Genomic DNA, 14,351 nt, shown 5'->3' with positions numbered 1-14,351 from the left:
TACAGCGATTTGCAAGCCAGCCCCAGCGGAGCCATACCATCATTTAATCCCGAGCTGCTTCTTGATCGCCTCAACTAACCCCGTACCTATTTCCTTTGCACCGTGGTCTGGGAAAATTGTTGATTTGCCATTCAGCGTAACTCGGTAGTGGCTTGATCCGCTTCGGTGTTTTTCAAACTCCGCACCCTGCTTCTTGAGCCACTTCCGGAACTCGCTGTACTTCACCGGTTGTTTCTCCTGTGGTCGCGAGTCACCGGAGACACTACAACATTCATGTTGTGCACGTCAAGCCTGAAATACAACATGTATGTTGCATTTCAGGCTGCGTGTTTTCATGCTCATTGGCCGTCGGCACTCGGAGGGAGATCACCAAAGTCACAACAAATTTGTTGTTTTCAGGCGCTGCTTTTTTGCCCCCTCACTGGCACCCTTACTGGCGCCTTATTTGCACGCTTCGAGCCCGCGCACGAGCGCTTCGCGGCCAAGCAGCACGCCTTGCGGCGTAATCGTATGGCCCACGCCCGGCAGGACGTACGCGGCCACGGCATAGCCCGCATCGCTGAACGCGATGGCCGCGCGCTCCAGTTCCTGCGCCGGGATCACCTCGTCGTCTTCGCCGTGCACGAGCGTGAGCGCCGTGCGGCTCCTGGCCGCAACGGGCGTCACGAGCCGCCCCGCAAAGGCGACCACCACGGCAGCGCCCTCGGGCTGCGTCGCGACGTGATAAAGCGACATGATCGAGCCTTGCGAAAATCCAACCAGCCCGAGCGCGTCGTAGCCGAGGCCCCAGTGGGCCAGTTCAGCGTCGAGCCGCTTGCGCAGCACCGCAGCCGCCGCGACGACGCGCTCTTCACGGTTACTCTCGTTGATGTCGCGCAGGCTGAACCACTGACGCCCGCCGAACCCGCCATCGAACGGCTCGCTGCCGTCGAGCGAAACGAACGCGACACCCGGCAAGGCGTCGCGCCAGGTCTCGGCAAGCGGCATCAAATCCTGCGCGTTGCTACCGACGCCGTGCAGCAGCACGACCGCCGCCCGCGCCGCGCCCCCCGCTGGCGCAAGCCGCCAGCCCCCATCGAACGATTCCCAGCCCATTGGAAAATCTCCCTTGTTGGCCTGCCGGTCGCATGAGCGCTGCGCCAGCGGCCATCGCCGCCCGCTCATCGCGCCCCATCATGCCCGCATGACAGCCGCAAGCATACGCCGAGCGCAAACGGGTTGGTGCCGGCATGGGCAGGCGCAATCCGATTGCGGTTATGCTTGCCCCAAACCGGCGCCGCACCGTGCACGCAACATACTGCTACCAGCGAATCCGCGGAGAACACGCTTGAGCAAGCCCGCCCCGCCGCCCCTCGAAGGGGGCCGCCTGATCCTCGCGACCATCGCGGTCGCGCTCGCGACGTTCATGAACGTGCTCGACACGTCGATCGCCAACGTCGCGATCCCGACCATCTCGGGCGATCTCGGCGTTTCCGTCGACGAAGGCACGTGGGTCATCACCGTGTTCGCCGCGGCCAATGCCGTCTCCATTCCGCTTACCGGCTGGCTCACGCAGCGCTTCGGCCAGGTCCGGCTCTTCGTCGCGTCGATCTTGTCGTTCGTCGTGGCCTCATGGCTGTGCGGCATCGCGCCGAGCCTGCCGTTCCTGCTCGTCGCGCGCGTGATCCAGGGCGCGGTCGCCGGACCGCTGATTCCGCTCTCCCAGGCCATTCTGCTCGGTTCCTGGCCGAAGGAAAAATCGGCCACGGCGCTCGCCTTCTGGGCCATGACGACGACGGTCGGCCCGATCGCAGGCCCTGCGCTCGGCGGATGGATCACGGACAGCTACAACTGGTCGTGGATCTTCTACATCAACATTCCGGTGGGCTTGGTCGCGAGCTTCGTGACTTGGTCCATCTACCGCCACCGCGAATCCGAAACACGCAAGCCGCCCATCGACGTCGTGGGCCTCGGACTGCTCGTCGCGTGGGTCGCGTCGCTGCAGATCCTGCTCGACAAGGGCAAGGATCTCGACTGGTTCAATTCGCCCGTGATCGTCGCGCTCGGCGTGACTGCCCTCATCAGCTTCTCGTTCTTTCTCGTCTGGGAGTTGACCGAGGAACATCCGATCGTCGATCTGCGCCTCTTCAAGCAACGCAATTTTCTTGGCGGCACGATTGCGATTTCGGTCGCGTACGCGGTGTTCTTCGGCAACCTCGTGCTGCTGCCGCAATGGATGCAGGAGTACCTGAATTACCGGTCGGTGGACGCGGGCCTCGTGACCGCGCCCCTCGGCATCTTCGCCCTGATTCTCTCGCCCGTGGTCGGGCACATCCTGCCGCGCTCGGACGCACGCGTGATCGCGACGATGGCGTTCCTGATGTTCGCGGTGGTGTTTTTCATGCGCTCGCAGTACGTGATCGAAGTCGACACGTTCCACCTCGTGCTGCCGACCCTGCTCCAGGGCATTCCGATGGCGCTCTTTTTCGTGCCGCTCACCGCGATCATTCTCGCGGGTCAGCCGCCGGGCCGCGTGCCGGCCGCCGCGGGGCTTTCGAATTTCGTGCGCGTGTTCTGCGGCGCGGTCGGCACCTCGATTGCGACGAACGCCTGGAACAACCGCACGGTCCTGCATCACGCGCGGCTCACGGAGCAGGCTTTCGCCGAAAACCCCGTATTCCGCAATTCAATCGAGAACGTGCAGACGCTCCTGCATGTGAGCGAGCCCACTGCGCGCGCACTGTTCGATTTCCAGTTGAACGCGCAGGCCGCGATGATGGGCCTGAACGATATCTTCTATATTTCCGCGATTATCTTCGTCGCCATCATCCCGCTTATCTGGATCACGAAGTCGACGAAGGGCTCGGGCGGCGGCGGCGCAGCGGGCGCGCACTGACATCTAAACCAGGCATAACAAGCCGGACGGCAAGCGCATACGCCGCCGCCCGCGCACGCCTTACACCTTTCTGCGCGCACGCACCGCCTGCGCGAGCGTATCCAGCACCGGCCCGGTCTGCGCCCAGCTGATGCAGGCATCGGTAATCGACACCCCGTACTTGAGCGGCACGCCCGGCTTCAGATCCTGGCGCCCTTCTTCGAGGTGACTTTCGATCATGACGCCGGTAATCCGCTTGTCGCCGTCGGCGAGTTGCACGGCGATATCGCCCGCCACTTCGATCTGGCGCTGATGCGCCTTGTTCGAATTCGCATGCGAGCAGTCGATCATGACCGACTCGCGCAAGCCCGCCTTGACGAGCGCTTCGCAGCAGGCCGCCACCGAAGCCTGGTCGTAATTCGGGCCGCTCTTGCCGCCGCGCAGGATCACGTGGCAGTCGTCGTTGCCGCGCGTTTCGAAGATCGCGGCCATGCCCATCTTCGTCATGCCCATGAAGGCGTGGCTCGCACGCGCGGCGACGATGGCGTCGGCGGCCACCTGCACGCCGCCATCGGTGCCGTTCTTGAAGCCGATCGGGCACGACAGTCCCGACGCCAGTTGCCGGTGGCTCTGGCTCTCGGTCGTGCGCGCGCCGATCGCGCCCCATGCCACGAGGTCGGCAATGTATTGCGGGCTCAGCAGATCGAGGAATTCCGTCGCCGTGGGCAAACCGAGCGCGTTGATGTCGAGCAGCAGTTGCCGCGCGGCGCGCAGGCCTTCGTTGATGCGGAAGCTGCCGTCAAGACGCGGGTCGTTGATATAGCCCTTCCACCCGACCGTCGTGCGCGGCTTCTCGAAGTACACGCGCATCACGATAAGCAGGTCGTCTTTTAGCGCGTCGGCTTTTTCCTTGAGCCGCTTCGCGTACTCGATGGCCTGGCCGTGGTCGTGGATCGAGCACGGTCCCACCACGACGACGAGGCGGTCGTCGCGCCCTTTGACCGCGTCGGCGATCTGCGCGCGGCTCGTTTCGACGAGCGTCTGCGTTCGCTCCGGCACCGGCAATTCGTCGAGCAGGAGCGCGGGCGAGATCAGCGGGCGCACGGCGCCGATGCGCACGTCGTCGATGCGGGTGGAGTCAACGGTGGCGTCGGCGACGCCGACTTCGTGGTCGTGCTGCGGGTTGTCGATGCGGATCAAAATGCTCTCCTGCCTCGCGCGTGGCGCGGGTCGTGCGGTCCGGAACGGATGAATTCGCGATTATCGCATCCGGCGGCGCGCAGCGTTGGCGAGCACCCTGGCGGGGTTCCGGGCGGGGTTCCGGGCGGGGTTCCATGTGCACTACAAGCCGGACGGCAAGGCGGACTTCAACGCGGCATTGCACCGCCCGCGGGATGCGCGGGCCGCGAAGCATACGGCCCGCGCTTGCCGCGCCTCAGGACGCGGCTTGCTCCCGATAACGCGTGCCGCGCAGACGCCGCGCAATGCGCACGAGCGCACGCCATTGCTGCGCGATCACGCTTTCGCCGTAATCGCGCCCGTGGCCGTGCGGCGCGGGCAACTGGTCGCGAATGCCGGTCGGCTCCACTTCGGCATTCCACGACGCGGTGCGAAGCAGCATGTCCCACCACGGAAACAGCACGCCGAAGTTGCAGCCGTAATGCATACCTTCGTGACCGAAATCGACTGCGTGATGGCGGCGGTGAAACGCCGGGCTCACGATCAGGCGCTCGAGCACCGGGCCGAACGGCAGACGCATGTTGGCGTGCTGCACGCTCTGCATGAAGTTGCCGATGGCCACGAGCACGACGAATTGCGCGGGCTCGACCCCGATAAAGAGCGAAATGCCTGCGAGAAACGCCGCGTTGATGATGTCGTCGAGGAAGTGATTGCGGTCGTCGCACCAGAGCGACATCTGCTGCTGGCTGTGATGGACCGCGTGCAGTTCCCACCAGATGCCGATGCGATGCTGCCAGCGGTGATACCAGTAGCCCGCGAAATCGAGCACGACGAGGTAGATCAGGAACGAGACGAAGGGCTTGTCGGTGACGCCGGGCCACAGGCTGTCCACGTCGATGTTCGGCACGTTGTACATCGCCATCAGGCTCTGCCAGTGGTTGAACACCGGCTGGAGCATGAAGAAGAACGCGAGATTCAGCACGCCGAGTTTCGCGATCCACGTGTACCAGACGTCCGCGCGCAGCGCCTTGCGGTCGGCCCACGCCTCGGCGGGCCGCAGCGCTTCGAGCGGACGCAAAACGATATACGTGATCACGACTTCGAGCACACCGACGATCACCCAGTAGAGCGCGTCGTAGGTGTCCTCGTCGTAGCTCATGAAGCCGAATTTGTAGAAAAACGGCTGCACCACGTCGACGTAGACGAGCGTTTGCAGCCACGACACGGCGTTATCGAGTTGTGAGACGAGGGTGTCGATCATCGAGTGCCTCGAATGAGTCCTTTGATTCGTGCGGAATGAGTCCGCTCAGTCCGGGTTCGGTGCATAGACCGGCGCGCGATTGGCGAAATAGATGCCGTGCGGCGAGCGGCCCACGGGGATCGTGTCGATCAACTGGCGCGTCGCGAGGTCGATGATCCCGACCTGCTTCGCGAAGCGAAACGTCACCCACAGATAGCGTTTGTCCGCGGCAAGCTCCATGTCGTCGGGGCCGGGCAAGAGACCCGTGATGTCGGCGACCTTCTCGAGCTTCCGGTAGTCGAGGATGCTGATCGTGCTCTCGACGCGGTTCGACACGGCCACATGGCTGCCGTCATCGAGATTGCGGAAGTTATGCGCGCCGCGCCCGGTCTGGATCCGTTTCACGACCGTGCGGTTGCGCCAGTCGATCACGGCCACGTCGTCCTCGCCGGTCATGCCGGCGAGCAGGTACTTGTCGCCGGGCGTCATCCACAGGCCCGCGGGCGTGTCGCCGACCGGCAGTTTCCAGAGCACCGTCTGCGTGGCCAGGTCGATCGCGGCGATCTCGCCGGTGTCCTGCAGCGTCACGAATACGGTCTTGCTGTCCGAGGTGAACGTCATGTGGCTCGGCGTCTTGCCGAGTTCGATGCGCTTCACGAGCGTGAAATCGTGGTTGTTGTAGCCGTAGATGTCCATGCGGTCGAGGCGCAGCCCGGTCGTCAGGAACCATTTGCGGTCGGGCGAAAAGGCGAGCTGATACGGATCCTCGATGCCCTCCACGCGGCGCTGCACCTTGCCCGTGACCGGGTCGAGGAACATCAGGTCGTTCGAGACCGAATCCGCGACGATCAGCGAATGGCCGTCGGGCGTGACCATCAGGTGGTGCGGCTGCTTGCCGGTCGGCTCGGTGCCGACGACCGTGCGGCTCGCCTCGTCGATGAGCGAGAGCGCCGCCTCGCCGGAATCGAGCACGATGACCCGGTTGCCCGTGTTGGTGGCTGCGTTGGTGGCTGCGTTGGTAGCCGCGTTGTTGGCCGCGCTGTTGGCCATGTTAACGACCCGGTCGCCGGCATGGGCGAGCGTGCTGCAAGCGAGCGCGCCCATCAGCACTGCGAACGCGAGACGGGCCTTGTTTACGGCGATGATCGGGAGTACGGGCATTTCGTCGGACAAACAAATCGAGACAGGCGCGAACCACCGGTTTGTGCTGTGATAGCGGAATCCATCGGCGGCTCGTGTATGGATTTCCCACTTAACGTGCGAGGGCCGCAATCCGATGACGCGTTTTTTGCATGATTCGCGTTGCCGCGCGATGGCGCCCGTCGTTCCGCCCCCCAAATTTCCGAGGAGCCGTGCATGCACCATCGCACCCGCGACGAACCCGTGCACGACGGTCTGACGAAGCGCACCATTACCGCCGTGCGGGAGGCGCTCGAAGGGCGCCGCAGCGGCGCCGCGCTGATGCTGCCGCTCGCCGGTCCGGCCGTCGTGGTGTCGGTGGCGTACATGGATCCGGGCAACTTCGCCACCAATATTCAGGCGGGCGCGCGCTATGGCTACGCGCTCCTCTGGGTGGTGCTGCTTGCCAACATCGTGGCGATGCTGTTCCAGTCGCTCTCGGCCAGGCTCGGCATCGTCACGGGACGCAATCTCGCCGAACTGTGCCGCGAACGCTTCCCCGCGCCGGTTGTCTGGGCGATGTGGGTCGTAAGCGAAATCGCGGCCATGGCGACCGATCTGGCCGAATTCCTCGGCGGCGCAATCGGGTTCTCGCTGCTCTTCCACCTCCCGCTCATTGCCGGCATGGCCATTACCGCCGTCGTGACCTATGGGCTGCTGCTCTTCGAGCGCACGGGCTTCAGGCCGCTCGAACTCGTGATCGGCGCGCTCGTCGGCATCATCGGGTTCTGTTATCTGCTCGAACTCTTCATCGCGCCGATCGAATGGCCGAGCGTCCTGCGCCATACCTTCACCCCGAGCCTGCCCGACGCGCCGGCCGTGATGATCGCCGTCGGCATCATCGGCGCGACGGTCATGCCGCACGCCCTCTTCCTGCATTCCGGCCTGACCCAGGCGCGCGTCGCGCCGCGCAACGAGATCGAGCGCACGCGGCTATTGCGTTTCTCCAATATCGAGGTCGTGATCGCGCTCTCCATCGCCGGGCTCATCAACATGGCGATGGTCATCACGGCGTCGGGCGCGTTTCACCAGGGCTTCCCAGACGTGGCGGAAATCGAGTCGGCCTATCGCACGCTCGTGCCGCTCCTCGGCGCCAGCGCGGCGGGCATCTTTCTGGTCTCGCTGATCGCCTCGGGCATCTCGAGTTCGGTCGTCGGCACGATGGCGGGGCAGATGATCATGCAGGGCTTCATCGGCTTCCAGATTCCGGTGTGGCTGCGCCGCGCCGTGACGATGGTGCCGAGCTTCGTGGTGGTGGGCTTCGGCATGAACGCCACCGAGGCGCTCGTCGCGAGCCAGGTCGTGCTGAGCCTCGCGCTGCCCGTGCCGATGGCCGCGCTCGTCTGGTTCACGAGCCGCGCCGACGTGATGGGTCCGTATCGCAATCGCCCGCTCACGGCCGGGTTCGCCGTGGCGGGCGCCATGGCCGTGCTCGCGCTCAACGTGGTCTTGCTGCTCGATACCTTTGGCGTGACGGTGCCGGGGCTCGGCTAGCGACGGCGCGCGCCGGCGATGCGATGGCGATGCGATGGCGATGCACGCGCAATACGCCAACAGCGCGCCAGCGATATGCCAACAGCGTGCCAACGGCGTGCCAACAGCGCTCCATGAATGCCGTCCGCGTGCAAAATCCCCGGAAACCATGCAGTATTAGTTCTTTTCGCCGCTCCCTGTCGCCCGTCCGGTGGCCCGTCCGACGCGGCTTTTTCGAAACCGGTGCGCCACCTGCGCGCCACCATGCGTCAAATTTAATCCGCCATGACGAAACAGCCTGTCCAAGCCGTGCCCAACCTGCCCCTCGACATGATCATCTTCGGAGGCGGGGGCGACCTGGCCGCGCGCAAGCTGCTGCCCGCGCTCTATATGGCGCATCTGCACAACAATCTGCCCCGCGACACGCGCATCATCGCGGTGGGCCGCAAGAACTGGACGATCGAGGAATACCACGCGTTCATGGACGAGCAGTCGCGCCCGTTCGTCGACGCCAAGGCGTTCAATCAGGAGGCATGGGACCGCTTCCTCGGCCTGTTCAAGTACGTGATCATCGACGTGAACGCGCCCGCGGACTATGCGCATCTGCGTGAAGCCTCGCGCGCGGACGCGCTGCGCGTGTTCTACCTCTCGACCTCGCCCGAACTCTTCACGACGATCTGCGACAACCTCTCGTCGGCGTCGCTCGTGGACGAACGTTCGCGCGTCGTGCTCGAAAAACCGCTGGGTCACGATCTCGCGTCGGCGAAAGAGATCAACGAATCGGTGGGCCGCCATTTCGCGGAATCGCAGATCTACCGCATCGACCACTATCTGGGAAAGGAGACGGTGCAGAACCTGATGGTGCTGCGCTTCGGCAATCCGATTTTCGGACCGCTGTGGCAGGCGCCGTACATCCGCAGCGTGCAGATCACGGTGGCGGAGACCGTCGGCGTGGGCAGCCGCGCCGGTTTTTACGACCACACCGGCGCGCTGCGCGACATGGTGCAGAACCATCTGCTGCAACTGCTCTGCATCGTCGCGATGGAACCGCCCGTCTCGCTCGACCCGGACGCCGTGCGCGACGAAAAACTCAAGGTGCTGCGTTCGTTGCGCCCGATGTCGGTCGCCGATATCGCGCGCGACACCGTGCGCGGCCAATACGCGGCGGGCGCCGTGGACGGCCAGCCGGTGATTGGTTATCTCGAAGAGGACAACGTGCCGCCCGGCAGCCGCGCGGAGACCTTCGTCGCGCTGCGCGCGCACATCAATAACTGGCGCTGGGCCAACGTGCCGTTCTTCCTGCGCACGGGCAAGCGCATGCAAAAGCGCCAGTCGGAGATCGTCATCGAATTCGCGGATCTGCCGTTCTCGATCTTCCCGAGCGGCCCGCGCAATTACGGCAACCGCCTCGTGATCCAGCTTCAGCCCGAAGAGTCGATCCAGTTGCAGATGCTCGCGAAGGAACCGGGCAGCGGCATGAACATCCTGCCCGTGAACCTGAACCTCGATCTGCAGCAGGCAATTCCCGAGCGCCGCGCCGAAGCTTATGAGCGCCTGCTGATCGACGTGGTCCGCGGCCGCCTCACGCACTTCATGCGCCGCGACGAACTCGAAGCGGCGTGGACGTGGGTGGAGCCGATTCTCAACGGCTGGGAGCAGCTCGGCGACCGGCCGCGCACCTACACGGCAGGCACGTACGGTCCCGCTGCTTCGTCGGCGCTGCTCGCGCGCGAAGGCATGTCCTGGCCCGAGGAAGTCTGATCCTGCAGGATCGCGCGCGGATCGCTAGCGGATCGCTAGCGGATCAAGCACGAACCACGCGCGATCCCCACACTATCTACGCACTATCTACGCACTATCCGCGCACTATCCACGCACTATCCACGCACTATCCACGCACTTCAGGCCGCGCGCACGCGCGCGTCCATCATCGCCTCGAACGCGTCCGAAATGCGCTGCACGTAAGGATTCTTGTGCGCGAGTTCGCCGTCATGGCGCTCGCGATGCACGAGCATCGTCGCGTTCGCTTCGAACACGAACACGCTGCCGTCAGGCAGCAGCGTGAAATCCACCCCCGCGTAGTCGAGATCGAGCCGCTGTCCGATGGCGGCAATCGCAGCCGCGCCGCGCGTGCCAAGCGTCGCGGCGGGTTCGGCGAGGAAGCGAGCCTCTTCATCGAGCTTCCAGCGCACGCCCTCCATGCCCGCCGAGAAGTAATGCACCATCCAGTACGGCGAAATCGCGAGATGGTACGGATACGGCCTGCGGTCGACGAAAGCCATGCGGTACTTGCGGCATGAGCCGTCTGCGTCACGCGTGTCGTGAAACGCGCTGACGTAGAACGGGCCGGATTGCGCGGCCAGCGCCGCGTCGAGTTCGGCACGCGTGTCGCAGCGCACCAGGCCTTCGCCGCCGTGCGTGGCGACCGGGCGCACGAGCAGCGGCAAGGCGAGCCCGGCAGCGTCGATGCGTGCGTGGACCTGGTCGTGTTTATTTTCATCCGCCGCTTCGATGCGGATGCAAGCGGCGGTGTGCACGTCTTGCAGGCCATGCAGCAACGCGGGAAGCCGGTCGCGCCGCGTCGCCGCCACACGTTCGGGCGTATTCAGAAACGGATGTGCGAACGCGTGAGCGAATTGCGTCACGCGCGCATGCAGCGGCTCGGCTATATCCGGGTCTCCGATTGCGTTGAATGCAAGATCGGCTGGCGGCAGGCTCGCGTCTTCTTGCGGCTGCGCGTAATCGAGGGCGTATTTGATGCGCGCATTGCGCGGCGTCGGCACGAGCAGATCGAACGGCACATTGCCCGCCGAGCGCCCCGCGCACAACAGCAACACCCGGCGCACCGGCTCGCCCGACGCTTCCACATAGACGCGTTGCAGCGCATAGGCGCGGTCGCGGCAACGTTGCGCGGCACCGGCGCGTCCCGCCTGCGCGTGAATGGCCGCGAGATTCTGCCAGGCCGCGGCCTGGGCCACATCGAGATCGAGCGCGAGTTCGTACCAGCGTTGCGCGCGCGCGTGATCGCCCTTCATGAAGTAGCCCGTGGCCACCATGCAGACACGCGCGGCGCCGTCCGATCCGGTACCCGACGCGCGCGCGTCGAGCGCCTCTGCCGCAATCAGATGCGCGAGCGCGGCCAGTTCGTCGCCCGCGGTGCGCGCGCGTTGCGCCGCCTCGCGAAGTTGCGCGGGCGTATCGGTCATGACGGGAAGCAGAGCGTCGGTCATCGGCATGCCCGCGGCATGCGGGCTGGCTGTGGGCGAAGCGTGAAGTCTAACGGCACACGCAACAGCCTTGCAAAATCAGCCTGGAAACCCACCCTGGAAACCGCGAGCGTGGCAGCGGTTGGGCGTCTTGCGCCCGCACAAACAATCAGGAACGGTCAGGAACGGTCGGGACGAAAGATGTCAAAACCCGCAAACGCGATCACGCCGCTCAGCGCGATCATCGGCACCGAATGCCGGCCAAGGAAAAGAACGGCGGCTGCAAGCCAGCTCGAAACGAAAAAAGCGCCGATGCGCCGCATGTTGAAACTCCAGACCGAATACTTGTAATGCGGTAAGGCGCCCTGCCGGATCAGCCCAGCGTCGCGCGCGCCGTGCGCAAACGCGCGACGGTCGCCACGAACGCCTCGCCACCCAACGTGCGCTTGATCCGGCCGGTCACGGCCGCGCTGGCGCCATTGAGTGCCTCGCGAATGGCAAGCGCCTTGGCCGTCGGCACGATCGCCACTTCACGGCCGTCGCCTTCGGTGCGTTGGCGCTCCACGTAGCCGCGCGCTTCGAGGCCGTCGAGCACCCGCGTCGCCGTGGGCCGCGCGATTGCAAGCAGATCCGCGAGTTCGTGCTGAAGCACGTGCGGACGATCCAGCACGGCGCGCAGCATGAAAGCCTGGGGCGGTGTGAGGTCGAAGGGCTCGAACGCACCGGACCACTCGCGTTCCAGCCGCCGCGCCAGCGCCGCGGTGTTGAAGTAGAGACACTGATCGAACATTTGCCAAGCATAGCCCCATTTCGCGCACCACGTCCCCGCCCCAATAAACGGTAAAAGGCGGAAAAAACGGAAAAAAGCGGAAAAAACGGCGATAAAGCACGCAACCAGGCACGCAAACAATTACGCAACCACACGCGACAAACCACGCGGCACGAGCGATCTCGGCGTTTAACCGGGTGGCGGGCCGGGCGCAAAAAATGGTACCCAATGCCATTGAGCGCGCCCGTGACTGAACGCCGCCCCATTCGCAACCGCAGGGAAACCGAAAACGTGAGTCCGTCCACCGAAGCCAACGCACCGATCGCCTGGGCGCCGTCGCCCGAAACCGTCGCGAATGCGCGCATCACCGAATTCATGCACTGGCTCGCGCGCGAGCGCGGCCTTTGCTTCGACGATTACGACGCACTCTGGCGCTGGTCCGTCGACGACATCGACGCTTTCTGGTCGGCGATCTGGGACTGGGCCGGCATTGCCTCCGATACGCCGCGCGGCCAGGCGCTCGCCGGTGCCGCGATGCCCGGCGCGCGCTGGTTTCCCGGCGTGCAGCTGAACTACGTCGAGCAGGCGTTCCGTTACGCGACGTCCGCGCGGCCCGCCATCGTTCACCGCAACGAGGCGGGTGAGGACGGCGAAATGAGCTGGGCCGAACTGGAGCGCCAGGTGGGCGCGCTCGCGGCGACGCTGCGCGGCATGGGCGTGCAGCGCGGCGACCGCGTGGCGGCATTCATGCCCAACATCGCGCAGACCGTCGTCGCGTTCCTGGCCACCGCCAGCGTGGGCGCAATCTGGTCGGTGTGCTCGCCCGACATGGGCCGCCTCGCGGTGCTCGACCGCTTCCGCCAGATCGAGCCCGCGGTGATGATCGCCGTCGACGGCTACCGGTACGCGGGCAAGCCGTACGACCGCCGCGCGCTGCTGCACGAACTCCTCGACGAGCTGCCGAGCGTGCACCACGTCGTGCTCGTGCCGAATCTCGACGTGCAGGCGAATGCCGCAGAATTCCCGCACGGCGTCGCCTGGGCCGAGGCCATTGCGGGCGATGCGACACTCGAAACCGAGTCGCTGCCGTTCGATCACCCGCTGTGGATCGTCTATTCGTCGGGCACGACCGGGCTGCCCAAGCCGATCGTCCACTCGCACGGCGGCATCGTGCTGGAGCAGGTGAAGATCGCGGCGCTGCATTTCGACCTGCGCCCCGGCGACCGCTACAACTGGTATTCCAGCACCGGCTGGATCATGTGGAACTGCCAGGTGGGCGGCCTGCTTGCGGGCGCAACCTTGTGCCTCTACGACGGCAGCCCCGGCTATCCCGACCTCGGCGCCCTGTGGCGTTTCATCGGCGACGCGCGGGTCGACTTCTTCGGCGCGGGCTCCGCGTTCTATCAGTCGTGCCTGAAGGCGGGAATCGAGCCGCGCCAGCAAGCCGATCTGTCCCGCCTGCGCGCGGTCGGCGCGACCGGCTCGCCGCTGCCGCCGGAAGCGTACCGGTGGATTCTCGACCATGTCGGCGACGTGTGGATCGACGCGATTTCCGGCGGCACCGATTTCGCCGGATGCTTCCTGGCGGGCTTGCCGACGCTGCCGGTGCGGCTCGGCGAAATGCAGTGCCGCTGCCTCGGCGCGCGCGTCGAGGCATTCGACGACACGGGCAAGCCGCTCATCGGCGAAGTCGGCGAACTGGTCTGCACGGCCCCGATGCCGTCGATGCCGCTGCGCTTCTGGAACGACGCGAACGACACGCGCTATCGCGACAGCTATTTCGACGTCTGGCCGGGCGTGTGGCGTCACGGCGACTGGGTGCGCATCACCGCGCACGGCGGCGCGGTCATCTACGGCCGCTCCGACGCGACCATCAATCGCCACGGCATCCGCATGGGGACGAGCGAGCTTTATCGCGCCGTGGAAGATCTTCCCGAGGTGCTCGACAGCCTCGTCGTGGACCTCGAATACCTGGGCCGCGAGTCGTATATGCCGCTCTTCGTCGTGCTGCGGCCCGATCATGTGCTGACGCCGGAATTGACGGCGGCGATCCGCGAGCGCATCAAGGTCGCGCTCTCCGCGCGGCACGTCCCAAACGAGGTGTTTCAGGCGCCCGGCGTGCCCCGCACGCTCTCCGGCAAGAAGATGGAACTGCCCATCAAGAAGCTGCTGCTCGGGCAGCCGCTCGACAAGGTCGCCAATCCAGGGACGATGGCCAACCCCGAGACGCTCGCCTGGTTCGATGCGTTCGCACGCGCGATGGAACAGCGGCGCGAGAAAGGCTGAGGCGGCGCGGCCCTGCGCGGCCTTGTATCGCCTTGCATCGCCCTGTATCGCGCCCATCCCGGCGTGTTTTGAGCGTTGCTTTTTGCGCTGCTTTTTTGCGCTGCTTGATCGCTGTTTCGCGCGCTCAAAACACGCTGCCCGAACCGCCAAAATCCCCCGGCCGCC

At 65.3% G+C, this 14,351-nt stretch carries 12 protein-coding genes; 5 read left to right on the top strand and 7 right to left on the bottom strand.

Features of this window, described 5'->3' with window-relative positions; genetic code table 11:
• Window positions 1-39: 39 nt before the first annotated feature.
• Together Q0L30_RS11575 and Q0L30_RS11570 are read right to left on the bottom strand one after the other, a co-directional pair.
• Window positions 40-225, bottom strand: a complete 186-nt coding sequence (locus Q0L30_RS11575; protein ID WP_296655053.1) for a type II toxin-antitoxin system HicA family toxin — start codon at window positions 223-225, stop codon at window positions 40-42.
• Between the two features lie 216 nt (window positions 226-441).
• Window positions 442-1,095, bottom strand: a complete 654-nt coding sequence (locus Q0L30_RS11570; protein WP_296655051.1) for a dienelactone hydrolase family protein — start codon at window positions 1,093-1,095, stop codon at window positions 442-444.
• Window positions 1,096-1,327: 232 nt separating this feature from the next.
• Here Q0L30_RS11570 and Q0L30_RS11565 point away from each other — a divergent pair, with 232 nt between their 5' ends.
• On the top strand, window positions 1,328-2,875 hold the full coding sequence (locus tag Q0L30_RS11565) for a DHA2 family efflux MFS transporter permease subunit (protein WP_296655050.1): 1,548 nt from the start codon (window positions 1,328-1,330) through the stop codon (window positions 2,873-2,875).
• A gap of 60 nt (window positions 2,876-2,935) precedes the next feature.
• On the opposite strand, the gene Q0L30_RS11560 is transcribed toward Q0L30_RS11565, so the two are convergent.
• From Q0L30_RS11560 to Q0L30_RS11550, 3 genes are all read right to left on the bottom strand, one after another.
• A complete protein-coding gene (locus tag Q0L30_RS11560; RefSeq protein ID WP_296655048.1) occupies window positions 2,936-4,054 on the bottom strand; it encodes a 3-deoxy-7-phosphoheptulonate synthase in 1,119 nt (372 codons plus the stop codon).
• 235 nt (window positions 4,055-4,289) lie between these two features.
• Window positions 4,290-5,294 (bottom strand): sterol desaturase family protein, encoded by a 1,005-nt coding sequence (locus Q0L30_RS11555; protein WP_296655046.1) that lies wholly within the window; start codon window positions 5,292-5,294, stop codon window positions 4,290-4,292.
• Between the two features lie 45 nt (window positions 5,295-5,339).
• The gene (locus Q0L30_RS11550; RefSeq protein ID WP_296655044.1) at window positions 5,340-6,434 is read right to left on the bottom strand and encodes a cytochrome D1 domain-containing protein; all 1,095 of its coding nucleotides are present in this window, start codon (window positions 6,432-6,434) and stop codon (window positions 5,340-5,342) included.
• Window positions 6,435-6,629: 195 nt separating this feature from the next.
• Between Q0L30_RS11550 and Q0L30_RS11545 the strand changes: the two genes are divergently transcribed.
• Window positions 6,630-7,946 (top strand): Nramp family divalent metal transporter, encoded by a 1,317-nt coding sequence (locus Q0L30_RS11545; RefSeq protein WP_296655043.1) that lies wholly within the window; start codon window positions 6,630-6,632, stop codon window positions 7,944-7,946.
• Between the two features lie 264 nt (window positions 7,947-8,210).
• The gene (zwf, locus tag Q0L30_RS11540) at window positions 8,211-9,686 is read left to right on the top strand and encodes a glucose-6-phosphate dehydrogenase (protein ID WP_296655042.1); all 1,476 of its coding nucleotides are present in this window, start codon (window positions 8,211-8,213) and stop codon (window positions 9,684-9,686) included.
• A gap of 140 nt (window positions 9,687-9,826) precedes the next feature.
• Here zwf and Q0L30_RS11535 read toward each other — a convergent pair whose 3' ends face one another.
• The gene (locus tag Q0L30_RS11535; protein ID WP_296655040.1) at window positions 9,827-11,155 is read right to left on the bottom strand and encodes a hypothetical protein; all 1,329 of its coding nucleotides are present in this window, start codon (window positions 11,153-11,155) and stop codon (window positions 9,827-9,829) included.
• 39 nt (window positions 11,156-11,194) lie between these two features.
• Here Q0L30_RS11535 and Q0L30_RS11530 point away from each other — a divergent pair, with 39 nt between their 5' ends.
• Window positions 11,195-11,482, top strand: coding sequence for a hypothetical protein (locus Q0L30_RS11530; RefSeq protein WP_296655347.1), 288 nt, complete (start codon window positions 11,195-11,197; stop codon window positions 11,480-11,482).
• 22 nt (window positions 11,483-11,504) lie between these two features.
• On the opposite strand, the gene Q0L30_RS11525 is transcribed toward Q0L30_RS11530, so the two are convergent.
• Window positions 11,505-11,921, bottom strand: a complete 417-nt coding sequence (locus Q0L30_RS11525) for a MarR family winged helix-turn-helix transcriptional regulator (RefSeq protein ID WP_296655038.1) — start codon at window positions 11,919-11,921, stop codon at window positions 11,505-11,507.
• A 270-nt stretch (window positions 11,922-12,191) separates the two neighbouring features.
• Between Q0L30_RS11525 and Q0L30_RS11520 the strand changes: the two genes are divergently transcribed.
• Window positions 12,192-14,186: an acetoacetate--CoA ligase gene (locus tag Q0L30_RS11520; protein ID WP_296655036.1), complete on the top strand. Its 1,995-nt coding sequence runs from the start codon at window positions 12,192-12,194 to the stop codon at window positions 14,184-14,186.
• The last annotated feature ends 165 nt before the right edge of the window (window positions 14,187-14,351 follow it).

Origin of the sequence: Paraburkholderia sp., assembly GCF_024281035.1 — a bacterium.
In the GTDB taxonomy this organism is placed as follows: Bacteria; Pseudomonadota; Gammaproteobacteria; order Burkholderiales; family Burkholderiaceae; genus Paraburkholderia.
Note: the sequence above shows the minus strand (reverse complement) of the source record. Positions and strands in the feature narration are given on the sequence as shown.